30 protein-coding genes are annotated in these 25,331 nt (G+C 67.7%); 15 read left to right on the top strand and 15 right to left on the bottom strand.

Features of this window, described 5'->3' with window-relative positions; all coding sequences use genetic code 11:
- Positions 1-12: 12 nt before the first annotated feature.
- Genes QMO76_RS18180 through QMO76_RS18235 form a run of 12 tightly spaced genes read right to left on the bottom strand, consistent with a single transcriptional unit; the run spans position 13 to position 8,288 of the window.
- Complete coding sequence (locus QMO76_RS18180; RefSeq protein ID WP_306362500.1) at positions 13-1,971, bottom strand: hypothetical protein; 1,959 nt, start codon at positions 1,969-1,971, stop codon at positions 13-15.
- Between the two features lie 21 nt (positions 1,972-1,992).
- Positions 1,993-2,442 carry a hypothetical protein gene (locus tag QMO76_RS18185; RefSeq protein WP_306362501.1) on the bottom strand — a complete coding sequence of 150 codons (450 nt, stop codon included), beginning with the start codon at positions 2,440-2,442 and terminating at the stop codon, positions 1,993-1,995.
- Positions 2,443-2,447: 5 nt separating this feature from the next.
- Entirely contained in the window at positions 2,448-4,514 is a 2,067-nt protein-coding gene (locus QMO76_RS18190) for a TraM recognition domain-containing protein (RefSeq protein WP_306362502.1), read from the bottom strand.
- Positions 4,511-5,269 carry a hypothetical protein gene (locus tag QMO76_RS18195; protein ID WP_306362503.1) on the bottom strand — a complete coding sequence of 253 codons (759 nt, stop codon included), beginning with the start codon at positions 5,267-5,269 and terminating at the stop codon, positions 4,511-4,513. Before QMO76_RS18195 ends, QMO76_RS18190 begins: the two co-directional genes overlap by 4 nt.
- A complete protein-coding gene (locus tag QMO76_RS18200; RefSeq protein ID WP_306362504.1) occupies positions 5,266-5,697 on the bottom strand; it encodes a hypothetical protein in 432 nt (143 codons plus the stop codon). Before QMO76_RS18200 ends, QMO76_RS18195 begins: the two co-directional genes overlap by 4 nt.
- Entirely contained in the window at positions 5,694-6,326 is a 633-nt protein-coding gene (locus tag QMO76_RS18205) for a DUF2493 domain-containing protein (RefSeq protein ID WP_306362505.1), read from the bottom strand. The genes QMO76_RS18200 and QMO76_RS18205 overlap by 4 nt, the downstream gene beginning before the upstream one ends.
- On the bottom strand, positions 6,323-6,688 hold the full coding sequence (locus tag QMO76_RS18210; protein WP_306362506.1) for a hypothetical protein: 366 nt from the start codon (positions 6,686-6,688) through the stop codon (positions 6,323-6,325). Before QMO76_RS18210 ends, QMO76_RS18205 begins: the two co-directional genes overlap by 4 nt.
- Positions 6,685-6,939 carry a hypothetical protein gene (locus QMO76_RS18215; RefSeq protein WP_306362507.1) on the bottom strand — a complete coding sequence of 85 codons (255 nt, stop codon included), beginning with the start codon at positions 6,937-6,939 and terminating at the stop codon, positions 6,685-6,687. The genes QMO76_RS18210 and QMO76_RS18215 overlap by 4 nt, the downstream gene beginning before the upstream one ends.
- Positions 6,936-7,340 (bottom strand): RRQRL motif-containing zinc-binding protein, encoded by a 405-nt coding sequence (locus QMO76_RS18220; RefSeq protein ID WP_306362508.1) that lies wholly within the window; start codon positions 7,338-7,340, stop codon positions 6,936-6,938. Before QMO76_RS18220 ends, QMO76_RS18215 begins: the two co-directional genes overlap by 4 nt.
- Positions 7,337-7,531, bottom strand: coding sequence for a hypothetical protein (locus QMO76_RS18225; RefSeq protein WP_306362509.1), 195 nt, complete (start codon positions 7,529-7,531; stop codon positions 7,337-7,339). Before QMO76_RS18225 ends, QMO76_RS18220 begins: the two co-directional genes overlap by 4 nt.
- Positions 7,528-7,992: a hypothetical protein gene (locus QMO76_RS18230; protein WP_306362510.1), complete on the bottom strand. Its 465-nt coding sequence runs from the start codon at positions 7,990-7,992 to the stop codon at positions 7,528-7,530. The genes QMO76_RS18225 and QMO76_RS18230 overlap by 4 nt, the downstream gene beginning before the upstream one ends.
- Positions 7,989-8,288 (bottom strand): hypothetical protein, encoded by a 300-nt coding sequence (locus QMO76_RS18235; protein ID WP_306362511.1) that lies wholly within the window; start codon positions 8,286-8,288, stop codon positions 7,989-7,991. Before QMO76_RS18235 ends, QMO76_RS18230 begins: the two co-directional genes overlap by 4 nt.
- A gap of 500 nt (positions 8,289-8,788) precedes the next feature.
- Here QMO76_RS18235 and QMO76_RS18240 point away from each other — a divergent pair, with 500 nt between their 5' ends.
- From QMO76_RS18240 to QMO76_RS18260, 5 genes are all read left to right on the top strand, one after another.
- Positions 8,789-9,577 (top strand): GntR family transcriptional regulator, encoded by a 789-nt coding sequence (locus QMO76_RS18240; RefSeq protein ID WP_306362512.1) that lies wholly within the window; start codon positions 8,789-8,791, stop codon positions 9,575-9,577.
- Positions 9,574-10,599 (top strand): asparagine synthase-related protein, encoded by a 1,026-nt coding sequence (locus QMO76_RS18245; protein ID WP_306362513.1) that lies wholly within the window; start codon positions 9,574-9,576, stop codon positions 10,597-10,599. The genes QMO76_RS18240 and QMO76_RS18245 overlap by 4 nt, the downstream gene beginning before the upstream one ends.
- The gene (locus QMO76_RS18250; protein ID WP_306362514.1) at positions 10,596-10,853 is read left to right on the top strand and encodes a hypothetical protein; all 258 of its coding nucleotides are present in this window, start codon (positions 10,596-10,598) and stop codon (positions 10,851-10,853) included. Before QMO76_RS18245 ends, QMO76_RS18250 begins: the two co-directional genes overlap by 4 nt.
- Positions 10,850-11,596, top strand: a complete 747-nt coding sequence (locus QMO76_RS18255) for a pyrimidine reductase family protein (RefSeq protein WP_306362515.1) — start codon at positions 10,850-10,852, stop codon at positions 11,594-11,596. The genes QMO76_RS18250 and QMO76_RS18255 overlap by 4 nt, the downstream gene beginning before the upstream one ends.
- Before the next feature lie 241 nt (positions 11,597-11,837).
- Complete coding sequence (locus QMO76_RS18260) at positions 11,838-13,403, top strand: pentapeptide repeat-containing protein (RefSeq protein WP_306362692.1); 1,566 nt, start codon at positions 11,838-11,840, stop codon at positions 13,401-13,403.
- 100 nt (positions 13,404-13,503) lie between these two features.
- Here the strand turns inward: QMO76_RS18260 and QMO76_RS18265 are convergent, their stop codons facing one another.
- Both QMO76_RS18265 and QMO76_RS18270 read right to left on the bottom strand, forming a co-directional pair.
- Complete coding sequence (locus QMO76_RS18265; RefSeq protein ID WP_306362516.1) at positions 13,504-14,001, bottom strand: hypothetical protein; 498 nt, start codon at positions 13,999-14,001, stop codon at positions 13,504-13,506.
- Between the two features lie 56 nt (positions 14,002-14,057).
- Complete coding sequence (locus tag QMO76_RS18270; protein ID WP_306362517.1) at positions 14,058-15,503, bottom strand: recombinase family protein; 1,446 nt, start codon at positions 15,501-15,503, stop codon at positions 14,058-14,060.
- Positions 15,504-15,519: 16 nt separating this feature from the next.
- On the opposite strand from QMO76_RS18270, the gene QMO76_RS18275 reads away from it, so the two are divergent.
- Genes QMO76_RS18275 through QMO76_RS18285 form a run of 3 tightly spaced genes read left to right on the top strand, consistent with a single transcriptional unit; the run spans position 15,520 to position 19,456 of the window.
- Entirely contained in the window at positions 15,520-18,069 is a 2,550-nt protein-coding gene (locus QMO76_RS18275; protein WP_306362518.1) for a sensor histidine kinase KdpD, read from the top strand.
- Positions 18,066-18,767 (top strand): response regulator, encoded by a 702-nt coding sequence (locus QMO76_RS18280; protein ID WP_306362519.1) that lies wholly within the window; start codon positions 18,066-18,068, stop codon positions 18,765-18,767. The genes QMO76_RS18275 and QMO76_RS18280 overlap by 4 nt, the downstream gene beginning before the upstream one ends.
- Positions 18,768-18,793: 26 nt before the next feature.
- A complete protein-coding gene (locus tag QMO76_RS18285; protein WP_306362520.1) occupies positions 18,794-19,456 on the top strand; it encodes an HAD family phosphatase in 663 nt (220 codons plus the stop codon).
- 42 nt (positions 19,457-19,498) lie between these two features.
- Here the strand turns inward: QMO76_RS18285 and QMO76_RS18290 are convergent, their stop codons facing one another.
- Positions 19,499-20,818: a Dyp-type peroxidase gene (locus tag QMO76_RS18290; RefSeq protein ID WP_306362521.1), complete on the bottom strand. Its 1,320-nt coding sequence runs from the start codon at positions 20,816-20,818 to the stop codon at positions 19,499-19,501.
- A gap of 114 nt (positions 20,819-20,932) precedes the next feature.
- Here QMO76_RS18290 and QMO76_RS18295 point away from each other — a divergent pair, with 114 nt between their 5' ends.
- The 7 genes from QMO76_RS18295 to QMO76_RS18325 all read left to right on the top strand — a co-directional run bounded on the left by QMO76_RS18295 (position 20,933) and on the right by QMO76_RS18325 (position 25,265).
- Positions 20,933-21,379: a MarR family winged helix-turn-helix transcriptional regulator gene (locus tag QMO76_RS18295; protein ID WP_306362522.1), complete on the top strand. Its 447-nt coding sequence runs from the start codon at positions 20,933-20,935 to the stop codon at positions 21,377-21,379.
- A gap of 99 nt (positions 21,380-21,478) precedes the next feature.
- Positions 21,479-21,928, top strand: a complete 450-nt coding sequence (locus tag QMO76_RS18300; RefSeq protein WP_306362523.1) for a hypothetical protein — start codon at positions 21,479-21,481, stop codon at positions 21,926-21,928.
- A gap of 9 nt (positions 21,929-21,937) precedes the next feature.
- Positions 21,938-22,585 (top strand): HD domain-containing protein, encoded by a 648-nt coding sequence (locus tag QMO76_RS18305; RefSeq protein WP_306362524.1) that lies wholly within the window; start codon positions 21,938-21,940, stop codon positions 22,583-22,585.
- Positions 22,586-22,683: 98 nt separating this feature from the next.
- Positions 22,684-23,148 (top strand): OsmC family protein, encoded by a 465-nt coding sequence (locus QMO76_RS18310; RefSeq protein ID WP_306362525.1) that lies wholly within the window; start codon positions 22,684-22,686, stop codon positions 23,146-23,148.
- Positions 23,145-23,426: an acylphosphatase gene (locus tag QMO76_RS18315; protein ID WP_306362526.1), complete on the top strand. Its 282-nt coding sequence runs from the start codon at positions 23,145-23,147 to the stop codon at positions 23,424-23,426. The genes QMO76_RS18310 and QMO76_RS18315 overlap by 4 nt, the downstream gene beginning before the upstream one ends.
- 25 nt (positions 23,427-23,451) lie before the next feature.
- Positions 23,452-24,102: a hypothetical protein gene (locus tag QMO76_RS18320; protein ID WP_306362527.1), complete on the top strand. Its 651-nt coding sequence runs from the start codon at positions 23,452-23,454 to the stop codon at positions 24,100-24,102.
- Positions 24,102-25,265: a glutathionylspermidine synthase family protein gene (locus QMO76_RS18325; protein WP_306362528.1), complete on the top strand. Its 1,164-nt coding sequence runs from the start codon at positions 24,102-24,104 to the stop codon at positions 25,263-25,265. The genes QMO76_RS18320 and QMO76_RS18325 overlap by 1 nt, the downstream gene beginning before the upstream one ends.
- Positions 25,266-25,331: the final 66 nt, after the last annotated feature.

Genomic DNA, 25,331 nt, shown 5'->3' on the forward strand with positions numbered 1-25,331 from the left:
GGTCGCCGCTGTTCATCGGTTGAAGCCCTCCCATTCCATCTCCGGCGGTGCGGCGGGCACGGTTTCCATCTCCGGCGGCTCGGGCATGTCCGGGGGCTCGGGTGCGTCGGGGACCTCGGCGGCGGGGTCGGGGGTGCCCGCCTCCCAGCGGTCGCGTTCGAGCAGCAAACCGTCTCGTTCCTCGGTGACGCGGTCCAGCGCGCCGGTCACGTCGCCCAGCTCTTTGCGGACGCGCTTGAGGTCGTTGTCCAGGTCCCGCATCCGGTGCAGCAGATCGCGCCGGTCATCAGCGATCTCGTCCAGATCGCGGCGCATCTGCTCGAATACCTCGGCCTGCACCACCACCGATCCCTCCGGCACCGCGGGCGGGGTCGGAGCGTCGGGCGGGGTCGGCGTCTGTGCGGCTCCGTTCGTCCGGGCCGGCAGCTCGTCCTGAAGCGCGCGGGTGCGACCGATCAGGCCCGGCTGCGGTGGGTCCGGAGTCTCGGGCGGCTCCGGCAGATCAGGCACCTCGGCCGCGGTGGGCTGTTCGGGTGCCTGCGGCGGTTGGGAGGGAGTGAGGTTGTTCCACTGGTCGTACACCTCCGGGCGGGTGACGACGTCCCACAGCGGCCGGTCCGGTTTCTGGCCGAGCTTGGCCTCGGTTTCGAACACCGACAGCGCGGTCATGGCGCGGTCGCGTTCGGCGGTCGTGAGTACGCCGGTGGTGTCAATGGTGAAGCGGGCCCGCTCGACGTCTTCGGACCACCCCGTCAGGTCGGCGATCTCCTTGTAGCCATCTCGGTCGATCATCGCGAAGGTTCGCTCCAACTGATCGCGGTCCATGGCGGGCCCGTACCAGTGCACCTCGATGGCCGTCCACACGCGTCCCGAGGTGCCGACGACCGATCCCGGCGGGATCGACAACGGTGATGGCGCGGTCAGTGCTTGTGGTGTCTCGGGTCGCCAGTCCGGTTCCGGATGCGCCCACAGCGCCACCCGGGCCGGGAAGCTGTCGGCGGTGCCGCGCTGCCAGGCCGCTTCGAGGTCACGATCGGGCAGGCGTCGCAGGTTCTCGATCTGCTCGCTGGGCCGATAGGTCAGATCTCGATACACCTGCCGCCACTCGGTGTAGGTGATCCCGGACTCGTTCAACCGCCGGGTTGTCAGCGCCGCGAGTTCCTGGACGTTGCGCTGATATTTGGCGTCCAGGATCGCGACGCGCTCCAGTTCCAGCGGTCCACGCTCGGACAGTCGGTCTCGCAGTACCTCGCGGACCGCGCGCATGTCCTGATGGGCGTGCACGAGTCGGGCAAGCTCCTCGCGGCGGCGGGTCATCTCGTGCGGAGACGGCTGGGCGGGGACGGATCCGCGGTCGGTGATGCCGAGTCGTCGCCACGACAGCCGATCCGCCAGCCTGGCTCGCAGGGCCGCCAGCCCGGAGAGAGCCGTGTTCAACCGGACCGGCTGCATGTTCACGCCGGGCTGGTCGATGCGATGGGCGGCGGCAATCGCTTTGATCGCCTGGCCTCGCTCCTCCGGGGTGAGCACAGGCGAGGACTGCACCAGCCATTCCAGCTCCTCGCGGCGGCGCACCAATTCCCATTGCCCGCGCCAATATTCCTCGGGCGAGTCGGTGACCTCGGCGCGGGACCAGCGCACCGCCTCGGCGTGGTTCTCGACCGAGCGGTCCAGGTGCGTGTATAGGCGGGCGCGTTCCTCCCGCCGGGCGACGGCTTGATCCTCGATGAGGTGGCGGGCCCGCAGCTTCGCGGCTTGCTGCGCGGTGCGCTGCTCGAACTTCTCGGCGCGGTGGGCTTTGTCGGCGGCTTTGCGATCGGCGCGCTCGGATTTCTCCATCTCCCGCCACACCCCACGCGGTACGCGTGTCGCGGTCGGATTGGCGCGCCGCCACCGCCAGAACGCCTGCAACGCTGTGTTGCCGAAGCGGGACAGTTCGCGGGTGATGTCGTCAACACTGTTGTCGGACAAGGCTTTTCCTTCCAATTGGTGTTACTTCGAGGTCGGGCGGTTGTTGGTGCGGTGGTGCTCCATGACGGCGCGGCGCTGGGCGAGGCGGGTGATCCAGTAGCGGAGGTGTTCACCGGTCAGCCGCGGTCCGGGGCGGCCGAGACTGAGCCACCATCCGAACGCGGCCCAGCCGAGCGCGTACACGGTTAGCGGGCCTGTCAGCGGGACGGGAGTGAGCAGCAGGATCAGGAATACGGCGGTGCCCGCGGCGGCGGGTGACCAGCGCTGCAGCGCCTCGCGCCAGGTGGTGACGCGCTCGATCTGAGGTTTGACCCAGTCCTCGGCGCGGCCGCCGGACGGTACGCGCGGCGCACGCATGGCGGCGATGGCCTGGTCAGCGTCGGTGAGGTCGGCCAGTTCGGCGGCGAAGCTGGCTACCAGCACCTCGTCTTCGTCGTCGGGGCGGGTGGTGTCGTTCGGGTCGATGCTCATGGTGATCACGCGATTTCTGGGATGAGTGCCGTATTGGCTTGGGGTGCAGTGGATTCCGCGAGCCCGGGTAGCGGGCGCAGCGCGTCGATATCGAGGGGGGTGATGTGGCCGAAGACGGCGCAGCCGCCGCAGACGTGCACGATGTCGCCTTTGTTGAAGGCGGCCAGCGTTTTCGGGGAGACCAAAAAGGTTTCCTCGGGCTGGACGTTGCCCTCGTCGCCGTGGCGTAGGCCGTCGATGAGCTTGCGGGACTTGGCGTAGGTGGTGCGGGTGCCGATCTTCTCCGACAGTTGCCCGGCGCTGTAGGAGCGCATGACGAAGATGCCGCCCGAGCAGGAATCCACCAGCCGGTGCCGGGCGTCGTCGGTGGGGCCCAAGCCCATCCAGGACTGGGAGAACCACAGCGACCCGCACCCGGCCGAGCGCATCAACTCGACCACCCGCGCCGCGCCGTCGTCGCCGCAGACCTGGGCGAACTCATCGCAGAACAGCTGCACCACGCGGCCGTGGTCTGTTTTGGCCAGTCCGGCGACCAGGGAGATCAGGCCGCGGAACTGAGCGGCGGCCACGTCGGCGGCGGTGGTGCCTTCCAGGCAGCAATACACCAAGTCGTAGTCGGTCAGTGCGCGGTCGCCGTCGAACGCCGCGCCCATGTCGCGGAACAGGTTGGCTACCGCGGACCGTTCCGCGGGCAGAACTGGGCTGTTGCCGTTGGTGGCCGCGGCGATGTCCGACAGTTCGCCGGGGTGTCCCTTCCATGCCTTGATCAGGGTGTCTTTGATCATGCGGCGTTCGAACTCGCGTGAGTCCCGCGGCGGGTTCTCCCCGGGGCCCAGTCCTTTCGCGGGGTCGGGCATGTCGACCACCAGATGCGCGATGGTCTTGCGCATGCCCATGTAGTACGCCTGCGCCGGGTCCATGTTGTCGGTGTCGATCCCGGCCCCGAGCAGCGCCTCGAACCGGGGCCGCTGTTCATCGCAGGTGCCGAAGAACAGCGACAACGTGTCCGGGTCGTCGGGCCAGATGAGAATCCGCTCCGGCGGGATGCCGAGCTTGCGGGCCGCGGCACGCAGACGCCGGGCGGTGGCTCGGGCATCGCGGGCACCCTTGGCATCGATGACCACTGCCAGTGGGCGGCCGGGTCGATCGCTGCGCCACCACTGCTGGTGCCGCCGCCACGCCGTCGCCCAGAACGACATCACGGCCCGTTCCAGGCCGGTGGTCTTACCGGAGCCGGGGTTGCCCAGCCACACGCCGTGTTCGCGGAACGCCAGCCACGGCACCGTGAACAGGCTGCGTTGCCGCGCGGTCAGCCGACCCGACAGACCCTTCATCGGGGCTTGCGAGACCGTGTAGGCGGCGCGGCCGAGCACGAACTCCGGCACGATGGTGCCGCTGGTGAGCGGGATTCCGCGCTGGGACATCCGTGTTGCGGCGCGCATGAGTTTCGTGTGCCGCGCCCACACCGCTCGCTCGGTGCGATCCGGTGAACGGCGGCCGCGGGTGTCGAGCAGGTGCTCATAGCGGGCCGCGACCGTCGCCGCGGCGATCAGCCCGGCCGGAATCAGCGCGACACTCGCGGAGGCGATGCCTGTCACGGGCATCCCGGCCAGTACCTCGCCCGCACCCCGGGCGACAGAATCGGCGGGCTCGGACAAGCCGTGAGCTAGGACGGCCGCGCCGGGGATCGATGCCGATCCGAATGCGAAGTTCCGCAGACGCACCGGGGTCCAGGTCCACATCCACGCCGCGGTCAATGCTGCCGCGCCGACCCCGGCGACAGTGCCGGTGAACACGCTGCCCACATGCAACGCGGTGGTGATGGCGTCCAAGTTCGGGAGGTTCAACCCGTCCAGGTGTTCCAGGGGTCCGAAGTCCGATCCCGGGATCGGTGGGGCTTCCGGTCTGATCGATGGGATACCGGACGTCGGTGGCGTGCAGTCGGATTCGGTAAAGACCGGGGTGCAGCCGGTGGCGTCGGCCGGGACCGGCGCGGGCGCACCGTTGCATGCGGGTCGGAAATCCAGCAGCGGGGCACAGTCGGCCGGGCGCTGGGCTCGGGTCGGGGTCATGATGCTGCACCTCCTGCAGCGACTACGTCCGCGCCGGGATCGACGGCGGAAGCAGAGGGGTCGAAAATGTGAGCGGCCGGGCGGGAGATAACCTGCGGGCCACTCGGTGTGGTGGTGAGGTCCGCGGCGGCTGCGCGCACACGGCTGCGGACCTCATCGGAGCCGCAGTAGTAGATGAGTTGCTGTGCGCCGATCTCCTCAGCGGCGTCGTAGGCGGCCTGCATCGTGGCGCGGGCTTCGCTGCTGCCCTTACGGGTCAGCTCGACCTCGATGGCGCACAGATGGCCCAGATCATCGGTCCACAACCCGTCGTGCAGATGCGGCATCGGCTCGCCCGGCCGGGTACGGAAACCGTTGCGGTGGCGCAACACTCGCTCCGACACCCACGTGTCGGAGCGCTGCCCCTTCGCCAAGTGCAGACGCAGCCGTGCTGCCGCGGTGGTGTGGGCGGCCATCATCGGGCTCGGCACCCATTCCGGGACAGGGAAACCCAGCAGCGGCGAGGCGGTATCCGCGTTGGGCACCACCCATTCCGGGCCGGGCACAGGACGGTGGCGTTCCTCGACCAGCTTCCCGGCAGCCCGCCAGCGCTGCGCAACTCGGTAGGCGTTCTCCTCGCTGTTGGGCTTCGCCGATCGCGACGGGCGGAGCGGCCACTGCGCGAGCAGGTCGGCCAGCACATCGATCGGCGCGCCACCCATCTGCGACAGCCATTGCATGCCCCACCAGTCTCGGGGGCCGAGTCGGATGCTCATCGGTCGAACCCCTCCCACTCGATGCCCGGCAACCATGCCCCGGTGTCCTCGATCTCCGGGGTCTGCGGCGCGGCCGGGGCAGGCAGGGTGCGCGGCGGCGGAGGCGGGAACGCGCGGGTCATCAGCCGAGCCAGCGACCGTGCGGGCCCGGCACTGTTGTGCTGCGCGCGGGGTGCGCCGCGGCGGTCGATCTCCGCGGCGGTGGTCAGCCGTTCCATGTCCGGGTCGTAGACGTGCATCGACTCGCGGTCGAGCAGGTCGTCCAGTCCCAGTCGGGTGGTGCGCAGCTCCTCGGTCAGCTCACCGATAGCGCGGTCACGCTCAGCGAGCGCATCGCGCAACCGCTGGATTTCGGCGGTGAGGTCGGCGAACCGATCGGCGGTCAGGTCCAGCGCCGCAGCGCCGGGACGTGGATCGATGGTGGTCATCGGTGAAACCCCTCCCATTCAGGGCATTCGCACGGGTCGGGTAGCTTCTCGCCGCACTTGAGCCATTGGCCCGGCACGCGGCCGGGAGTGCGGATGGTCGGCGGGGCGGGCTTGTCCACCCAGATGCGTCGGTCGGTCTGTCCCAACCGGCGCGCGGCCTCGGCCAGATGCGCAACTTCGGTGACCGGAGTCAGCTCCGCCCACTCCCCCCGCGCCTCGATCGGCGGGACATCGGTGGCCGCCGCTGGGGTGGGCAGGACCGGAACCTGGGCGGGCACAATGCGTCTGGTCGGGATACCGGCACGTTCGGCGAGGTCGGCGGCATGGCTGGCACCGGGTGAACGGTCGCGGATGAACGCCAGGCAGACATCGGCACCGAGCCGCACCATCTCGGTATTGCGGCGCATGCCCGCCGATCGGCCGTAGCGCTTCCAGTCGGCGGGGTGACGCTCCACCGCGCCGCCCCAATGCGTCCAGCACGCTTCGGCCAAAGCGTCGGCACCGCGGCCGCACGCGCCGGACACCAGCACGGCGTCCGGGTGCCACACCCGGGTCAGTGCCTCGCGGATCGCGGTGCGATCGGTCCAGGTCCGCGAGCCGGTCACCAGCACACGAGCAGTCGGGTTCATCGGTCGAACCCCTCCCACTCGACCTCGGGCACCGACGCGGCGGCCTCGCGTTCGGGCAACTGCCCGATCCCGGTGACTTCGGGGGCGCGGGGCCGGTCGGCGTAGCGGCTGTAGCCGCAGTCCGGGCACAACTTCGCCGCGGCGTGCAGCGCCTTGAGTCGCCGCTCCAACGCCCGGCCGCCGTCCCACGTGCGGGCCAGATGCCAGCCGATGTTGTTCTCGCGCAACACCTGAAGCAGTCGCGCGCCCTGTCCGGCAGCGTGCGCGGCCAGGCGCGCGTCCAGATCGCGGGTGTAGCCGAGGTAGTGGCGGGCGTGGCGATACGGGCGGTCGAAGTGCAGCAGGTAGACGGTCTCGCTCATCGCTCGAACCCCTCCCATTCGGGCGGTTCGGGCTCCCACTGTGCGTACTGCTCCATGTTGCGCAGGTGCCGTTCGAACGCCGGGTACACGCGGGAGGCCAACTCATCGGTGCTGTCGGCCATCCACGTCATTCCCAATCGGCGGCACTCCTCGTGTTGCTCGCAGGTCGCGCGGGCAACGAATCCCGTGGCCGGATCGGTGCCGGTCACCGACAGCCCTTCCGGCACGTCGCGCGGGGCGAAACCGTTCATCGGTCGAACCCCTCCCACTCGGGCGGAGCAGGCTCCCACGGGGATTCGCTGATCTGCGGCGGCTCCGGGGTGGGGTCGATCCCGCGGCGCACCATCGCCCCCATCGCCCGGGCATGGTTCGCCCGGGCGAGCGCTTCCAGTTGGTTCGGATGCGCGGGCCGCTTCGGTGCAGCCTTGGCGACCTGGAACAGATAGGCGGCCAGCGGTTCGCGGCCGCCGCGGCGAGGGCGTAGCACCTGAGCGGCGATGCCCTGCCGATTCGGTTGCAGTCCTTCGGCTTTCAGCTGATCTCGGGTTGCCAGCCCGTCCGGGGCGGTGCCCCAGTAGTAGGTCGGCACGCCGAAGCGGCTGCCGTCCGGGTCGGGTAGCTCGCGGGCGCGGACGTCCTTCGGGCCGATCATCGCGCCACCCCCGTCACGGCCGGGGCGTAGCGGTCCAGATGTACACAGTCGGTGCGGTGGACCTCGTCGGCACGGCAGATGTTGGGCGAGGGCTGGTAGTCCTGGAAAGAGATCCACGCCGCGGTGCAGCCGGCGACCGGGACCGCCAGCACCAGAGCGAACAACAAGGCGGCCAGCAATATGGCTCTCATCGCTGCCCCTCCTCGACCTCGCCCCGATCGGCGATGTAGAGATGGCTCAGGGCGGCGGCGACCTGCTCCAGAGCGGCGGCGTGCTGAGCCATGCCCTGGCGGGCGTCATACAGGCAATCCACGGCATAGTCCGCTGTCGCTGCCGCACGCTCGGGATCGGCGCGGTCGTCGTCGCGAGCAAGACCGTCGACCGAGGACACATACGCCGCCCAGTTCTGGAGCTGCCGCACCACCTGCACCGCGGAATGCGCGCCCTGCTTCAGCGCACCGACCGCGGCATAGACATCCGCCGGGGCCGACAGCGCCGCAGCCTCGCGATTACGGGTGGCGTGCGCGAGATAGCGCCACAGCTCCTCGATTCCCCGGGCTGCCTCAATCACACTCTCGGCGGTGTGCGGGCCGATGGTCGGCCACAGCGCCTCGACCATGTCGGCGCGGTCGATCTTGCGAGGGTCGCTCATGACGCCACCTCGTCAGCGCCAGTGGCGATCTCAACACCCTGCGCGGTGCGCGCGTCTTCGATCCCGGCATCCAGCAGTTCGCGCAGCAAGACCGCTTGCTCCAGCGTCAACTGCATCGACATGCGACCGCGACCGGGGCACTCGTCCTCGATGGCGACGCAGACCCTGTCAACGTTCTCGGCGAAGTGCACCCGAAATGAGCCCCACACCGACGCAGTCGCATTGACTCCGTCGCCGCCGACCGCGTGGCCGTGGCTGTTCACCTTGGACACGTGATTGCCCATGAAGTCCCGCATCACGCCACCCCCGCGTTCCGCGCCGTGCTGCCCAGCAAGGCAGTCAATTTCGCGCGAGTCGATTCGGAGACCGGGGGAGCCTCCGCAACGAGCTTGGCCGCGTATGCCGCGATGGAATCTCGTTCGGTTTGCTGAGAAGAATGCTCCCCAAGCTGCTGCGCACGTCCATCACGGATCGGTGCGTGTGGGGGGTAGAGGTCGGATCGTGACCGCGAGTTAGCTAAACTAGACATGCTTCAGGCACTCCTGTGTCTGAGGTGTGAGAAATCTGCTGAAGCGGGTGCAACCGCTTTGGTGAATTCGCTCCCCGGTAGCTCGAACTACCGGGGAGTTTTCGTATCTCGGGATGCTGCCGATGCTGGCGCGCTGACCTCCCTCCTCACGATTGGGCAACCTCTGCGGGTCCTCCCGCGCCCATCGTGCTAGCGTGTTCAAGTGTTCAACATGACTTTAACACTTGCTCGGTGGTCTACGCTAGAGATTCGGAAGGAGGCGGCAGAGTGACCATCAACGAAGCGACCGGCGTCGCGCCATATCGCCAGGTAGCGGCGGCACTTCGCGAAGAAATCGTGCGTGGCAAATACCTGATAGGCCAACGCATCCCGTCAAACCGAGAGCTGGCCGACCAGTTGGATGTCTCACTTCCGACCGTTGTCAAGGCCGTTGAGGAGCTTCGCGATGAGGGGCTTGTCGAAACACGGCGTGGCAGAGGAACTTTCGTGCGAGCCCGCCAGGTTTTTACGCGCAAGGGCGCGGCGCGGTATACGCGAACCCCCGGTGGTCTCGCTCCGAACATGGCCGAAGCGAAGGCGGGCGGCTGGCATGACACCGTGACGGCGGAACGGTGGCGGGAACCGGCATCCGAGAATGTCGCCGAACGTCTTCGCATCGCGCCAGGTGACCCTGTGACGGTGGCGCGCTACTTGTGGCTTGTCGCAGACCGTCCGATTCAGGTCGGCACCCAGTACGAACCACTGGCCCTGACAGCAGGGACGCCAATCGAGGAGCCAGTCGACGGCACCCGGGGCAACCCTGGCGTGATCAGCCGTTTCGACAGCATTGGTCTCCATGTGGACCATGTCGATGAAGAGACTCGGGCCATGATGCCGTCCGCAGAGGAGAGCAGGCTTCTTCAGCTCGGCTCGGGTATCCCCATTCTCAAGGTCACGCGGACTCACTGGGCAGGAAACACCCCTGTCGAGACCGCTGATATCGCTATCCGCGGAGATCGAATGTCTATCGTCGCCAGGCACGATGTGCCGTTTCTCGAAGGAGCCTCACAGTCATGACCGACTCGGCGCTGGCAGCTCAGACCAGTGACGGCATGGAATTCGTCGCGGACCTGCGGGATATCGCAACACCCAACCCACACCTACGACGAGTTTCAGATCCCAGAGCGGCTGCACGGTTGATTGAACGCGAGGTGCAGGATCGGCTGAACGCCGTCTTTGCGAACTCCACCGCGTCTCCGGTCGTATTACTCTCGGGCGGTGTCGATTCGATTCTGGTAGCCGCGGCGGCTGTTTCACTGGGAGTCCGGCCTCACGCGATCACGGTCGTAGCAGAGGGCGGCACAGACAGAACGAACGCAGCCGCAGCCGCAGCCGCCCTCGGCCTCCCGCACAGCGTTGTCGAGCTGAGCGAGGCGGACGTAGTCACCCTCGCCGCTCAGGCGATGACGCGCCTCGGCATCCCTGAGTTGTGGGAGGTCTCCTACGCCATTCCGCTGCTCGCTACGATTCCCGCCATAGATGAGCTAGATCCGGTTGGGCCCATCCTCCTCGGTAGCGGAGCCGATGCCATCGTTGCGGGCGGCAAGACTCTGCAACACTCGATCTACTCCTCGGAGGCTCGAACCGAGCTGGACCGGATCATCCGGGCCGAATCGGCGAACAACTTCGTGTACGACCGGCTCGTGCCGGACTTCTATCCGCGTGTGATGGGTAAGTACGCCGACCACTTCGTACACGTCTTCCAGACGGTCCGGATGTGGGAGGTCGCCGAAACGCTCGCTCCCCCGGCGCTTTTCGGTGAGCATAACGGCGAACCTGCCGACAAGCTGTGCTTGCGTATGGCCTGCGATGATCTGTTGCCCGAGGGTGCCAAACACCTTGCATGGGCTCGCAAGGCCGCCATTCAACGGTCGGCAGGGATCATGGGCTCTCTCGCGAACGCAGCGCGCCGGTATGCCGCATCCATGCCCGGAGCGACGACGTACACCGATCCTATGAATGAGCCGTTCGAAGCCGTAGCAACCCGCCTGTTTCTGGCGCTCCTCAACGTCGATCGAGAGCAGAAAGGCCAACCATGACCACTCCCGACCCTGTGACCGCATTCATTGCGCACTACCGGTTGGACGGCCCATGGAGTCTGCACCAACAGACCTGGAGGCAGACCGCACTGGATGCGTGGCTCAACCTCGCTCGACAGCACGGGTTCGACCCCACGGTCGTGGAGTTCTGCGAGGAGTCGAATCAAGACGTCGCGACCGTCGAGATTGATGGACAGCATTATGTCGTCACGCATTTCAGCCGACGCCCCGAGGTGCAGGCGGAACTGCGGTGATCGAACCTCCACGCATCGTCAGTGCCGACGGGATCACTGACGACGAGATCGCCGCGCTGTATGAGTACCCGTCTATGTCGGGCCCTTGGGTCCGCGCGAACTATGTCGTCAGCGTGGACGGAGCCGTAACCACGAACGGCTCATCAACCGGCCTGACTTCGCCGCTGGATCAGCGAGTTCTGAAACTACTACGTGACCTGGCCGATGTCGTCCTCGTCGGCGCGGCCACGATCCGAATCGAGGATTACATCGGAGTCCGCACATCCGAAGCAGGGCGAAAGCGTCGTATGGACCGCGGTCTCACTCCGGTCCCCCCGCTCGCAGTTGTCACCGCACGGGCAGACATCGACCCGGCATCCCGTCTCCTGACGAATACCATTGTTCCACCGATCATCCTGACTACCACTACTGCCTCCTCGACGGCCAAGCGCAATCTGGAGGTCGCAGGGGCGCAAGTTATCGAACTGGGAGAAGGTCGGGTCGAGACAACCGCACTCGTGGATGCACTGGCAGGGCTCGGCATGACACGCATCCTGTGCGAAGGTGGACCGACTCTGACCGGCCAACTAGTCGCAGACCACGCTCTCGATGAGCTGTGCGTCACTACGGCACCAATCATGGTGTGCGGCAGAGGGTATCGCATAACAAACACCGATAAGCACTCATCGTTCGCGATGCACTGCAAGCATATCCTCTTCGACGACAGCGGCTTCCAACTGGCCCGCTGGGCTCGCACAACATAAGAGCTGATCGGCAACCACCGGAGTCGTGAACCACGGAATCGTTGCGGTTCTGTTGTGTTGGTGTCGGCTATCGCCGGGCCGCGTATCGGACCAACGCGACCCCGAACTTCTGCCAGCGGATTGCCTCAAGGTCGCATCAGGCGAGTGTCTCGCACTTAAAGTGACCGATCGGGCCGATCGGGCCGATCGATCCGGCTACAACCGCAGCGCAGCAGGCGCACAATGATCGTTTGTGGGGATCATGCGCCGCCGAACTCAGTCGGTCGTACGCCGGACTCGATCGGCCGTCGGTCGAATACCGCTGCTGGTCGCGGTGATCCTGGCCGTGCTTGGAGGCTTGGCTATCGCTGCGGGCACGGGGTGGGTCGCGGTGGTGGTGCTCGGCACCAAGAACGAACCAGCCGCGCCATTGGATATCACCAAAGTCGCGCTCGTGGTGGCTGGAGGTGTGGGTGGGGCGGTCGCCCTGGTCGTGGCCTACCGCCGTCAACGGGATCTTGAGTCAGCGCGGTTCATCGAGCGATTCGGCGCGGCCGCCACCCAACTTGGCTCCCCATACACCGCAGTGCGGGTCGCTGGCGTGTACGCCATGGCCGTCGTGGCCGACGAATCCACCGGTGACCGCCGCCAGCAGTGCATCGACGTCCTGTGCGGCTACCTCCGCCTGCCCTACGATCCCACCCATGGCGAATCCGGGCGCACAAAACTGGTGACCAAGACCGTGGTCCAGCGCGACAACGTCGCCCGGGATGTCGAGGCGGAGCAGGAAGAACACACCGAATACCGACAAAACGACAAGGTCGTGCGCCAAACCATCGTTCGCGTGCTCGCCGCCCACCTTCGCGACCACGACAACAGCTGGTCGGACAACAACTTCGACTTCACCACAGCCCACCTCGAAGATGCAGACTTCCGAGAGGCGACGTTTTCCGGCACTGCCGTGTTCGACAAGGCGACGTTCTCCAGCGACGCGAGGTTCAGCGGGGCGACCTTCTCCAACGACGCCAGATTCAACGAAACGACATTCTCCAACGACGCCTGGTTCGACGAATCGACGTTCTCCGGCGACGCCTGGTTCAACAAAGCAACGTTCTCCAACGACGCCAGATTCAACAAAGCAACGTTCTCCGGCGACGCCAGATTCAACAAAGCAACGTTCTCCGGCGACGCCAGATTCAACAAAGCAACGTTCTCCGGCGACGCCAGATTCAACGAAACGACATTCTCCAACGACGCCAGATTCAACAAAGCAACGTTCTCCGGCGACGCCAGATTCAACAAAGCAACGTTCTCCGGCGACGCCTGGTTCAGAGAGGCGACCTTCTCCAGCGACGCCGGGTTTGGAACGGCGGCGTTCTCCGGCGACGCCTGGTTCGACGAATCGACGTTCTCCGGCGACGCCCGGTTCTACGGAGCGTCGTTCTCCAGCACCACCGTGTTCGACAAAGCGAGATTCTCCGGCAATGTCGGGTTTAACCAGGCTATGTTCTCCAGCGACGCCGGGTTCATAGAGGCAATATTCTCCAGCGACGCCTGGTTCAGCGGGGCGAGGTTTTCCGGCACCACCGGGTTCGACGGAGCTACGTTCTCTGCCACCGCCAGTTTCGATAAGGCGACGTTTGACGCATCAGAAGTGGCCGGGGCAACAGTGTCGTTCCGAGGAGTCGGCTTCGGTTCCAGCGCGGTTTCTTTCGACAATCCTCGCCAGTGGGGGCCGCCAACACCCGCCTTCGATTGGAATACCGCGCCCAGCACCAAACCCGACAACGTATTACCGACATCATGGCCCCCGACCCCAGTTCCCTAAGAGCCAGACACCAAGCCGCCGCGTAACGGGGCGGCCTTATGAGATCATCTTCATCAACTACCGTCGCATCCTAATTTTAGACACCGAACAGACTTACTGTTCAGGATATGACTCGGCGTCGATCCGGACCTGGTATACCCAGATCGGCCCGAGCGATCTGATGAAGAGTGTTCAGAGCCGCAACAACCTCATCGCCGCCCCTCATCCGCTGCTCGCGGGAAGATGGGGCCTCCGTTGAGATCCGTTTAGCCTCCAGGACAAACTGATTTGCCTCCTTTGCAGCTTCAGTCACCGCAGGGTCGCCGAGAAGCACCAATCGTTCAAACACCGTCGACCTGCGGTTGTCCGAAAACTCAAGTTCCGCACGCAACACCGAGAGTTCCTGCACACCATCATCTCGGGCGTCCGCATGTCGACCGGCCGCGCGCAGCATGTCCTTGACCGCAGAAGCGTACTCGGCATACACGTCTAGCTTGTGCTGGTCCCACCGGGTGGCGAGAAGGCGCTGGTACCGGACTCGTTCAGCCCATGCGGTTCCCAGATATGTCGTCAGCGACCCAAGCACCACGCCCACCATAGGGACTATCTGGTCGATCATGATCAGAAGGTACACAACAACTTTGGCGTGGCGCATGCCGCCGGAAACCAGCTGACCTACTTCGGCCGAATCTCCACGGTCGTCGGGTCGAACTGTTGGCGTCCACGCGGTGATGGCCACAGCCAGACCTCGCAGAGGAGGTCGATCACTGCCCGCTTGGCTGCGAGGTCGGCCATGTCGAAGGCGTCTACGGGTGAGGGCGCGCTCAGGATCGCTGATGCGGTAGTGCCTGCTGTGATCGCAAGCCGTTCGGCTTCCAGCCGAGCAGCCTCGGCTTCGGCCTCTTCGCGGATCTCCTTGTACAGGTCGCCGTCGATCAGCTCAGCCTTGTAGTCAGCACGGGCACGGTCGATTCGGTCGCGCTGGGCCTGTTCAGCCTGGGCGAGTTCCGTCGCACGGTCGTCATCGGAATCCGTCAGCAGCTGCGCCAGGTCCGCCTGAGCCAGCCGCAGTCTGATGTACTCCAGAACAAAGGCATCCACCTGTCTTCGGGACCGCGACAGGTGGCCTTTGCAGAGATAGCCCTTCAGGTTGACCTTCACTCGCGGTAGGCGAGCGTCACCGCATAACCCGCAGATATACAGCCCGGTCCCAAGGTGACGCCGTTCGGTTCCGGCTCGGTTCGTGATACGCGCCGGATCGTCCAAACGCCGCTGCACCTCCATCCACACGCCATCCGAAACGACGGGCTCCCATTGCCCGCGGACAGGTGCGCCGGTCTTGTCCCGAAGGATTTCCCCGCCCAACATGCTCCAGCCGGCATAGCGCGGATTCCGGAGGATGTGACGCACCGTGCTCACGTGCCAGGGGCGTCCGTTCCGGCTCGGCAACGGGCGAACGTTGGTCGGCAAGTCCTTCACCTGGTAGCTCCCTACCTGCCGCACCGCGGGTTTGGCACCGGATAGAGCCGCTGCCAGGGCGCGCAACGATGTGCCGTTCGCGAAGGCGTGGAATACCTCGCGAACCACCTCGGCTTCCTCTGGGACAAGCTCGCCGCGGGCGGTGTAGCCGACCGCACGAATCCCTCGCGGTGGTATACCCTTCTCGGCTCGCTGCTTGTGGGCCCGACTCTGGCGCGCGCCCTTGCGCTCCATCTCGGCTCGGGCCACGGCTGCCTTGATTCGGGCGTACATCCGCCCGCCATCGGTCTGGAGGTCCGCCTCGCCATTGGCGGTCACGAGCCGAAGCCCGTTGCTCTCCGCGGCGTCGATCCAATCTTCGAGCTGCCGGGGCTGCCGGGTCAGCCGGTCGAGGTCCCACGTAATGAGAGCGTTAAAGCGACCCGCTCGATAGTCCTCAACCATCCGGTCATACGCTGGGCGTGCCCGATTCTTGTCGAATGCTGAGATAGGTTTTTCCGTATAGATCTCGCAAACAGACCACCCTCTGGCCTCTGCGATACGCGTACAGTCCTCTAGTTGCCGTTCGACTGCTAGCCCGTCGCCAGAGCTGTCCAGACTCACGCGGAGGTAGATCGCTGCGCGGACCGGAACGAGGGACACGAGAAGGTATTTTACGTTGAAACGCGGGCAACTGCGGATTTACCTGGGCGCGGCCCCGGGGGTCGGCAAGACGTATTCGATGCTGGCGGAGGCGCACCGGCGGCTCGCGCGGGGGCGTGACGTGGTCGCGGCAGTGGTCGAGACGCACGGGCGGGAGAAGACCGCCGAGCTGCTGGCGGGGATCGAGCGGATTCCGCCGCGGCTGGTCGCGTACCGGGGCACCACGGTGCCGGAGCTCGACGTGGCGGCGGTGCTGCGGCGGGCTCCGGCGGTGGCGCTGGTGGACGAGCTGGCGCACACCAATGTGCCGGGCGGTGCGAACGAGAAGCGCTGGCAGGACGTGCACGAACTGCTCGATGCCGGGATCGACGTGATCTCCACGGTGAACGTGCAGCATCTGGAGGGCCTCAATGATGTGGTCGAGCGGATCACCGGGGTGGTGCAGCGGGAGACCGTGCCCGACTGGGTGGTACGCGGGGCCGACCAGGTCGAGCTGGTGGACATTACACCGGAAGCATTGCGGCGCAGGCTCTCCCACGGCAACGTGTACGCGGCGAGCCAGGTCGACGCCGCGCTGCGCAACTATTTCCGCCCCGGAAACCTGACCGCCCTGCGGGAGCTGGCGCTGCTGTGGCTGGCCGACCAGGTGGACGCCGCGCTCGCGAAATACCGTGCCGAGCACCGGATCACCGACACCTGGGAAGCGCGGGAACGCGTGGTGGTGGCGGTGACCGGTGGACCGGAATCGGAGACCATCGTGCGGCGCGCCAGCCGCATCGCCACCAAATCCAGCGCCGAACTGATCGTCGTGCACGTGGTGCGCGGCGACGGACTGGCCGGTGTGTCGACGCAGCGGTTGGCGCGGCTGCGGGATCTGGCGACCGGCCTCGACGCCTCGCTGCACACCGTCACCGGCGACGATGTGCCCACCGCGCTGCTGGATTTCGCCCGCCAGGTGAACGCGACCCAGCTGGTGGTCGGCACCTCCCGGCGGTCGCGCTGGGCGCGCACCTTCGACGAGGGCATCGGGGCGGCCGTGGTGCAGCAGTCGGGCACCATCGACGTGCACATGGTGACGCACGAGGAGTCCCGGCGCGGCTTCCGGTGGTCGGCGCTGGGTCCGCGCGACCGCGCACTCACCTCCTGGGCGGCGGCGCTGCTGGTGCCGTCGCTCATCTGCCTGGTGAACGTGCTGTGGCTGGACAGCTTCCTGGATCTCGGCGGCGAGAGCGCGCTGTTCTTCATCGGCGTGATCGCGGTCGCGCTGTTCGGCGGTGTGGCCCCGGCGGCGCTGTCGGCGCTGCTGTCGGGCCTGCTGCTCAACTGGTACCTCACCTCGCCGCGCCACAGCTGGACCATCTCCGAACTCGACAACCTGCTCACCATCGTGGTGCTGCTGCTGGTCGCGGTCGCGGTGGCGGCGCTGGTGGACGTGGCGGCGGCGCGAACCCGCGAGGCGCGCAAGGCATCCCGGCAGGCCGAACTGCTCACGCTGTTCGCGGGCGCGGTGCTGCACGGCGCGGATCTGCCCGCGCTGCTGGAGCGCGCCCGCGAGACCTATCGGCAGCACGCGGTCGGCTTCGTCACCGCGGACGGTGTGGTGGCGAGTGTGGGCGCGGATGCGCCGCAACGGGTTTCCGACGCCGACACCGTCATCGAGGCGGGTGACGACCGCCACCGGTTGCTGCTGCGCGGCCCCCGCATCGCCTCGGCCGACCGGCTCGTCCTGGGTGCGGTCGCGAATCAGGCTGCCGGACTGGTGCATCAGCGGGAGCTGCGGGAGGAAGCCGGTGCCGCGCAGGCGCTGCTGGCGGCCGACAAGCTGCGCCGGGCACTGCTGTCGGCGGTGAGCCACGATCTGCGCACTCCGCTGGCCGCCGCCAAGGCGTCGGTGTCGAGTCTGCGCAGCGACGATGTGGAGTTCTCCCCCGAGGACACCGCCGAACTGCTGGAGACCATCGAGGAATCGGTGGACCAGCTCACCGCGCTGGTCGGCAATCTGCTGGATTCCTCGCGGCTCATGGCGGGTGTGATCCGGCCGCGGATGCGCCGGGTGTATCTGGACGAGGTGGTGCACCGCGCGCTGCTCGGCATGGGCACCCGGGGGCTGCGGCGGGAGGCCCGCGACCGGGTGCGGGTCGAGGTCGGCGGGGTGTCGGTCGGTGCCGACAACGGACTGCTGGAACGGGTGCTGGCCAATCTGATCGACAATGCCGTCCGCTACTCCCCCGCCGACGCGCCGGTGCGGGTGACCGCCGAGCAGACCGGTGACCGGGTGTCGCTCACCGTGGTCGACACCGGTCCGGGCGTGCCCACCGGCATGGAGGACCAGCTGTTCGAGCCGTTCCAGCGGCTCGGCGACCGGGACAATTCCACCGGCGTGGGGCTGGGATTGTCGGTGGTGCGCGGTTTCGTGGACGCCATGGGCGGCACCGTGCACGCGGAACCGACGCCGGGCGGCGGATTGACAATGGTGATCGACCTACCCGCCGGTGGTGGTGACTCCGAAGACTCCACCGAGACGGATTCCCCGGCGGGTAGGAATACAGAACAGGAGATCGGGTGACGACATCGGCGACTGCGCCGACCAAGGTCCTCGTGGTCGACGACGAACCGCAGATTCTGCGGGCGCTGCGCATCAACCTGTCGGTGCGCGGCTACGAGGTGATCACCGCCGCGAACGGGGCGGCCGCACTGCGCGCGGCCGCGGAGAAACACCCCGACGTGGTGGTGCTGGATCTGGGTTTGCCGGATATGGACGGCATCGAGGTGCTCGGCGGCCTGCGCGGCTGGTCCACCGCGCCCGTGATCGTGCTGTCGGCGCGCACGGACTCCTCCGACAAGGTGGAGGCGCTGGACGCGGGCGCGGACGACTACGTGACCAAACCGTTCGGCATGGACGAACTGCTGGCCCGGCTGCGCGCGGCCGTGCGCCGGGCCGCCGTCTCCGGCGAGAATGCCGAGCCCGTGGTCGAAACCGCCTCCTTCACCGTCGATCTGGCCATGAAGAAGGTGACCCGGCACGGCAAGGATGTGCATCTCACTCCCACCGAATGGGGGATGCTGGAGATGCTGGTGCGCAACCGCGGCAAACTGGTGGGGCGGCGGGAGCTGCTGCGCGAGGTGTGGGGACCCTCGTACGCGACCGAAACCCACTATCTGCGGGTCTATCTCGCGCAGCTGCGGCGCAAACTCGAGGACGACCCGTCGCAGCCGAAACATCTGCTCACCGAGGCGGGCATGGGGTACCGGTTCCAGGCGTGAGCCCGGTGTAGCGGACCATGGGGTACATGTCATTCGAGGCGATCGTGTTCGATATGGACGGCGTACTGCTCGACACCGAACCCATCTGGGAGGAGGTCCGGCACGGCTATATCGATGAGCTGGGCGGCCGTTGGCTGTCCGACACCCAGGACCGGCTCATGGGTATGAGCACCGCCGAATGGGCCGCGTACCTGAGCACCGACCTGCTGGACGGGCGGCGCACGCCCGAACAGGTGGCCGAGGACGTCATCGACCGCATGAGCGCCCGCTACGCCGACCACCTGCCGCTCATGCCGGACGCGGTGGAGGCGGTGCACCGCATGGGCGAACGGTTCACCCTGGGCCTGGCCAGCTCGTCACCGCGGCGGCTCATCGACGTCGCCCTCGACCACATGGGCGTGACCCGGCTGTTCCGGGCCACGGTCTCGACCGAGGAGGTGCCGCGCGGCAAACCCGCCCCGGACGGCTACCTGGCGGCGGCCGCCCGCCTCGGCATCGTCCCCGAATCCGCCGCGGCCATCGAGGATTCCAGCAACGGCCTGCGTTCGGCGCACGCGGCCGGTCTCACCGTGATCGCCGTCCCCCACCCGCGCTACCCACCGGCCGCGGATGCGCTCGAACAGGCCGCCTATGTCGCCGACGGACTGAAGGAGCTGACCCCGGAACTGGTGTCGTCGCTGCGGCCCTAGCCCAGGCCCAGCCCGGCGGCTAGCCCAGGCCCAGCCCGGCGGCTAGCCCAGGCCCAGCCCGGCGGCGATGGGTTCGCCCGGCGCCGCGCCGGGCGGCACGGCGAAGAAGGCGCTGCCGGTGTGCTGGATGAATGTGTTCCTCCGGTCGGACGCGGCCAAGGCCCGCTGCGCCCGGATGAACTGGGCGGGCGGGTCGTTCACATAGGCGGCGAAGAGCAGTCCGGCGTCGAGGGAGCTGTGCCCGCCGTGGGTGTGGTTCGGGTCGGTGCCCTCCGGATGGCTGTGCGGGGCAACCGGTTCCGGCGCACCGCCCGCGTTCGCCAGCAGGGTGCCGTAGTCGTAGCTGTAGCCGCGGCGGAACATGGGGATGTCGTGGACCAGGCGGATATGGGCGTTGGCCGGGATGACCGGTGCACCGTCGGCGGAGCGGGCGTCGAGGTCCACCGGGTCGAATTCCCCGGCGCCGCCGAGCGGTGCGCCGTCGCCGCGCCGACGGCCCACGATGCGGTCCTGTTCGGCCAGCGGCACCATGTCCCAGTCGGCCGTCTGCATGCGGATCTTGCGGAACACCAGATAGCTGCCGCCGTGGAACCATGCGGGTTCCGAGGCGGCGTCCACCCGGACCGTGCGCGCGAACTCGGGCGTGCCGGGCCGCGCGTTGGCGGTGCCGTCCTTGTGGCCGAACATATTTCGCGGTGTTCCGCCGTCCTTCGGGCGGCTCAGGAAGCCGTGCTGGGTCCAGCGCATGCGCCCCAGGCCGGGTAGCCGCGCCCGCAGGGATCGGAAGGCGTGGCTCACCACCTGGGCGTCGTCGGCGCAGATCTGCACCAGGACATCGCCGTCGCACCACGCGGGATTCAGTGCGTCACCGGGAAATTCGGGTAGCGGCCACAGGTGTTCGGGTCGACGGTCGGCCAGCCCGAAACGGTCGTCGAAGAGTGCCGGGCCGAGGCCGAAGGTGAGGGTGAGCCGGGCGGGATCGAGTCCACTGGCGAAATCGGTGTGATTGCTGAAACCCGGATCGGCGCCGGCGGAGTCCGGCACCCGTCGGCCAGCGGTGAGCGCGACCGCGGTCTCCGTCCAGGCGGCGAGCAGCTCGCGCAGTACGCCGCGATCCGGACGCGCGATATCGCAGGCGAGAAAGAGCGCGTGCGACTGCGCGGCGGTCTCGATACCGGCCTGATACGGCCCGTGGAACGGCACGGTGGCGGGCTCGGCCACCCGTTCCGGCGCGCTCACCCGGCCCGCCACCACCCCGGCGCTCGCCGCACCCGCCGCCATGAGCGCGGAGCCGACGAGGGCGCGCCGGGAGAATCGGCCGGAATCACCCGAATTACTACTATCCGTAGTAGATCCATTCATGACACCGCAGCGTAGCCGCACGGAAGCCAACCTTCAATAATGCTGAAGGTGCCGCACCCGCCAACGCGCGCGGGCAACCACCCCCTCGTGCCCGGCGTGCGCGAAAATATCTCGGTGACCACCCAGAACGGCCAGCCCGAACCGCCACCCGCCAGCACCTCGATCATCGTGCTGACCTTGGCGCATCGCATCGAGGCCGAACTCGGCGCGGCACTGGCCCCACTGCATCTCACCGTCGCGCGCCTGGCGGTGCTCGGCCATATCGCCGCCATACCCGGCGCATCCTTCAGCGAACTGGCCCGCCTGGGCGGCATCAGCGTCCAAAGCGTGCACACCGCGGTGAAATCCATGGTCGCCGCGGGATTGGTGCGCGACCGCACGGCCCGCGCCGGATCGGCGTCGACCATCGAACTCACCGCCGCGGGTGCGCGCCTGCTGCGGTCCGCCCAGCAGGTGGTCGACGAGGTGGACGAGCGCCTGTTCGGGGCCGACGCGGACCCGTACCGCCGCCGCATCGGCGAGGCGGTGATGGCGGCCTTCCGCGCCGGGAACGGTTCCTGACCCCCTCGTTCCCGCGTCGGCGGTGAGCTTTCCCACAACCTTCAGCCTAACTGAAGGCAACTGCTAGGCTTCAGCCACCCTGAAGGTTGGAGTGATGCCATGCAGAAAGCCCTGCTGTCGATCCACGTGCTGGCCGGAATCGTCTTCGTCGGCGGTTCGGCCGTCGCCGCGAGCCTGTTCCCGCGCTACGCACCCGTCGCCGCCACCGCGGCCGGACCACCGGCTCCGGAACGAAACCCGGCCGTGGCCAAGGCATTTCACCGGATCACCGGAACCTACGCGCTACTGGCCCTGATCGTGCCCGCCGTCGGCATCCTCCTGGCCGCCGTGCAGGGCCGGATGAGCGAGATCTGGATCACCCTCGCCATGGCCCTCACCTTCACCGCGGGCGGCATGCTCGCCATCGTCATCCACCCCATGCAGCGCCAGGCCCTCGATGCCCCCGACGACGGGAAGCGCCTGCGCGCCCTCGGCATGCTCGCCGGAATCTACAACCTGCTGTGGACGGTCGTGGTCGTCCTCATGATCGTGCGCCCGGGCGCGGAATAGGAGCAACTCATGTCACTCGATCTCCCGGCGACTCCGCTGGCCGAGGCCGCGAACCGGCTGATGTTCGAGGCGCTGGAACCTCATGTGTGCCACCACAGCCTGCGCGGCTTCTTCTTCGGGCGCGCCCTCGCCGCCGCACGGGGACTCGCCCCCGGCCGGGACTACGACGAGGAGACCATGTTCCTCATCTGCGTCCTGCACGACATCGGCCTGGCCGAACGCGCCGACGGCAGACAGCGATTCGAGATGGACGGCGCGGACTACGCGGCCGAGTGGCTGGAAGGCCGAGGAGTCACCGACGAGCGCGTCGACATCATCTGGGACGCCATCGCCGCCCACACCACCGGCCTGAGCTCCTCGCCCGTCTACCGTCGCCGTCGCCCGGCCGAGATCTGGATCTCGGTCAGCGGCATCGGCATCGACGTGGGCGGCGGCCCGGACGACCTGCCGCCCGGCGTGGCCGACACCGTGCACGCGGCCTATCCACGGCTGGGCGGCAGCCGCGCCCTCACCGAATCCATCGCGCGGCAGGCGATCGCGAATCCGCGCAAGGCCCCGCCCGGCAGCCTGCCGGGTGAGATCCTGCGCCTGCGGCGTCCGGAACTGGTGCCGTTCACCTGGGACACCGTGCTCGACACCAGCGGCTGGCGGGACTGAGCGGCCGGTGCGGCGCAATGCGGCCGACCCGCCCCGCGTTCGGGATATCCGGATGGGTCCCGCCGGGCCCGCCACCGAGCAAATGGGAGGATCGTGTCATGTCCGAACAGACCGCCGCACCGCAGACCGCCGCTCCCGCCCTGGCCGCCGAACCGGTCGAACTGTGGGTGGAGCGCACCGGCACCCGCGCCTACACCGGCCGCAACAATCGCGGCGGCGAGGTGCTCATCGCCTCGCAGGGCGTGCCCGGCGCGTTCACACCCGGCGAACTGCTCAAGATCGCGCTGGCGAGCTGCACCGGACTCAGCGCCGACTTCACCCTGTCGCGCCGCCTGGGCGACAACTTCGACGCCACCGTGCGCGTCTCCGGCGACGCCGACCGCGAGAACGAGCTCTACCCCGAGCTCGACGAGTCCTTCGAACTGGATCTGAGCGAACTCGACGAGGAGTCCCGGCAACGGCTGCTGGTCGCGGCGCAGCGGGCCATCGACAAGGTGTGCACCGTGGGCCGGACCCTGAAGGCGGGCACCGTGGTCAACCTGTCGTTCACCGTCGACGAATGAGCGCCGACCCCGTCCGGCTCAGCGCCTGGGTGCACGGACGCGTGCAGGGGGTGGGATTCCGCTGGTGGACACGATCCCGGGCGCTCGAGCTCGGCCTCACCGGCTACGCCCGCAACCACCGCGACGGCAGGGTCCATGTGATAGCCGAGGGTCCGCGCCGGAATTGTGAGACACTTCTGGCGCTGCTGCGCTCCGGTGATACCCCTGGTCGGGTCGATCTCGTTGTGGAAGACTGGGGCGCCGCACAGGGCGGAACGGACGGATTCGAGGAGCGGTAGTGCGGGGTGGTCAGGGAGTCGAGCGGTGACTGACGAACATCCCGGCGGAACCCCGGACGCCTCCGACGACGACCGCCCCGTCGCCGTGCCCACTCCCCCGCGCGGCAGCGTGCAGCGGCAGGAGCCGGGCGTCACGCAGCCGCGCCCGCCGACGGTGGCCGAGGCGCGAGCGCGCGAGAAAGCCCGGCGACGAGCCGACGAACAGGCCCGGGCCGCCGCCGACGCCGAAGCGGCCAAGCAGAAGAAGCGGAAGAAGCTGCTCATCGGCGGTGTCGCCGTGGTGGGCGTGGCGGGACTGGTCGGCGGCGGCTATCTCGCCTACAGCGCGCTCACCGGGCCCGACATCACCGCCTACTGCACCGTCATCGTCGACAAGGGCGAGACGGTCGTGGTGGGCAACAACGGTGAGACCTACACCGCCACCCGGAACAACGAGGAGATCGTGGTACCGGACAAGTACTGCGAGGACGCCTCCCGCTCCAGCGGCGGTAGCAGCACCGGCGTCTTCATTCTGGCGGGCAACCAGTACCGCTACTACTACGGCGGCACGAACGCCATCGGCAAACCGCCGTCCGGCGGCACCACCGTGAAGCCCAAGGGCGCGGAGATCAAGACCAAGAGCGGCGCCACCATCCAGCGCGGCGGCCTGGGCACCCGGATCGGCGGCGGGTCGTAATGCGGCGACTGCACGGCGCCCCGCGCCCGGGCTGGAAGGACATCACCGCGGCGCAGGGGCTGGTGTACGGCTCGCCCGGCCGCGACGCCAGCGGACAGCCCCGCCCGTACTGGGACGAGTCGGTGCACTACGAATTCGACATGGACGAGATCCTCGCCCTCGAGGCGCAGGCCGAGGTGCTGCACACCATGTGCCTGCACGCCGTCGAACAGGTGGTGCTCACCGAGCGGTTCGCCGATTTCGGTCTGCCGCGGTGGAGCTGGGAACCCATCGCCGATTCCTGGAAGCGTTCCGACCCACACGTCTACGGCCGCTTCGACCTGCGCTACGACGGTCGCGGCCCGGCGAAACTGTTGGAGTACAACGCCGATACGCCCACCTCCCTGCTGGAGGCGGCGATCGTGCAGTGGCACTGGCTCACCGACACCCATCCCGACGACGACCAGTGGAATTCGCTGCACGAGAAGCTCGTCGAACGCTGGGGCGAACTGCGCGACGCCCTGCCCGGCGGCGAACTGCACTTCACCTGGTCCAGCGCCGACGCCACCGGTGAGGACAATGTCACCACCGCGTACATGCAGGAGACCGCCGCCGAGGCCGGATTCGACACGGTCGCACTGCCGATCGAAGAGGTCGGCTGGGATACCGAACTGGAGCGCTTCGTCGATCTGGCGGAAGCTCCCATCGAGTCGGTCTTCAAACTCTATCCGTGGGAATGGGTGCTCGACGACGACTTCGGGCAGCGTGTGGTGGGCTCCCTGCCGCGGACCATGTGGCTGGAACCGCTGTGGAAGACGCTGCTGTCCAACAAGGCCATTCTCGCGGTGCTGTGGGAGATGTACCCCGGGCACCCGAACCTGCTGCCCGCCTACCTCGATGATCCGCACGAGCTCACCGAGTACATCCGCAAACCGAAACTCGGCCGCGAGGGCGCGAATATGACCATCGTCGGCGCGGGTCTGGAGGCCGCCACGGGCGGTGTCTACGGCGCGGAGGGCTTCGTGTACCAGTTGCTGGATCCGCTGCCGGAATTCGACGGTATGCGGCCGGTGCTGGGCGCCTGGATCGTCGGCGACACGTCGGCCGGACTCGGCATCCGGGAAACCGCCGGACTCATCACCGATGATGGGGCGGCCTTCGTACCGCACCGGATTCCGCGGTGAGCACCCGTCCGGTGCCCGAGTCCGTCCCCGCGCACGCTTTGACCAATCCCCGATCTGGAGGACATC

This window comes from Nocardia sp. CC227C (assembly GCF_030767025.1).
GTDB lineage: Bacteria > Actinomycetota > Actinomycetes > Mycobacteriales > Mycobacteriaceae > Nocardia.

Bases quoted from the DNA above. Each gene is read 5' to 3' on its own strand.
- QMO76_RS18185 (WP_306362501.1), bottom strand. From the start codon at position 2,442: ATGAGCATCGACCCGAACGACACCACCCGCCCCGACGACGAAGACGAG.
- QMO76_RS18195 (WP_306362503.1), bottom strand. From the start codon at position 5,269: ATGAGCATCCGACTCGGCCCCCGAGACTGGTGGGGCATGCAATGGCTG.
- QMO76_RS18245 (WP_306362513.1), top strand. From the start codon at position 9,574: ATGACCGACTCGGCGCTGGCAGCTCAGACCAGTGACGGCATGGAATTC.
- QMO76_RS18310 (WP_306362525.1), top strand. From the start codon at position 22,684: ATGTCCGAACAGACCGCCGCACCGCAGACCGCCGCTCCCGCCCTGGCC.
- QMO76_RS18315 (WP_306362526.1), top strand. From the start codon at position 23,145: ATGAGCGCCGACCCCGTCCGGCTCAGCGCCTGGGTGCACGGACGCGTG.
- QMO76_RS18305 (WP_306362524.1), top strand. From the start codon at position 21,938: ATGTCACTCGATCTCCCGGCGACTCCGCTGGCCGAGGCCGCGAACCGG.
- QMO76_RS18190 (WP_306362502.1), bottom strand. From the start codon at position 4,514: ATGACCCCGACCCGAGCCCAGCGCCCGGCCGACTGTGCCCCGCTGCTG.
- QMO76_RS18205 (WP_306362505.1), bottom strand. From the start codon at position 6,326: ATGAACCCGACTGCTCGTGTGCTGGTGACCGGCTCGCGGACCTGGACC.
- QMO76_RS18265 (WP_306362516.1), bottom strand. From the start codon at position 14,001: ATGATCGACCAGATAGTCCCTATGGTGGGCGTGGTGCTTGGGTCGCTG.
- QMO76_RS18325 (WP_306362528.1), top strand. From the start codon at position 24,102: ATGCGGCGACTGCACGGCGCCCCGCGCCCGGGCTGGAAGGACATCACC.
- QMO76_RS18225 (WP_306362509.1), bottom strand. From the start codon at position 7,531: ATGAGAGCCATATTGCTGGCCGCCTTGTTGTTCGCTCTGGTGCTGGCG.
- QMO76_RS18235 (WP_306362511.1), bottom strand. From the start codon at position 8,288: ATGCGGGACTTCATGGGCAATCACGTGTCCAAGGTGAACAGCCACGGC.
- QMO76_RS18260 (WP_306362692.1), top strand. From the start codon at position 11,838: ATGCGCCGCCGAACTCAGTCGGTCGTACGCCGGACTCGATCGGCCGTC.
- QMO76_RS18250 (WP_306362514.1), top strand. From the start codon at position 10,596: ATGACCACTCCCGACCCTGTGACCGCATTCATTGCGCACTACCGGTTG.
- QMO76_RS18300 (WP_306362523.1), top strand. From the start codon at position 21,479: ATGCAGAAAGCCCTGCTGTCGATCCACGTGCTGGCCGGAATCGTCTTC.
- QMO76_RS18290 (WP_306362521.1), bottom strand. From the start codon at position 20,818: ATGAATGGATCTACTACGGATAGTAGTAATTCGGGTGATTCCGGCCGA.
- QMO76_RS18215 (WP_306362507.1), bottom strand. From the start codon at position 6,939: ATGAACGGTTTCGCCCCGCGCGACGTGCCGGAAGGGCTGTCGGTGACC.
- QMO76_RS18230 (WP_306362510.1), bottom strand. From the start codon at position 7,992: ATGAGCGACCCTCGCAAGATCGACCGCGCCGACATGGTCGAGGCGCTG.
- QMO76_RS18200 (WP_306362504.1), bottom strand. From the start codon at position 5,697: ATGACCACCATCGATCCACGTCCCGGCGCTGCGGCGCTGGACCTGACC.
- QMO76_RS18210 (WP_306362506.1), bottom strand. From the start codon at position 6,688: ATGAGCGAGACCGTCTACCTGCTGCACTTCGACCGCCCGTATCGCCAC.
- QMO76_RS18220 (WP_306362508.1), bottom strand. From the start codon at position 7,340: ATGATCGGCCCGAAGGACGTCCGCGCCCGCGAGCTACCCGACCCGGAC.
- QMO76_RS18285 (WP_306362520.1), top strand. From the start codon at position 18,794: ATGTCATTCGAGGCGATCGTGTTCGATATGGACGGCGTACTGCTCGAC.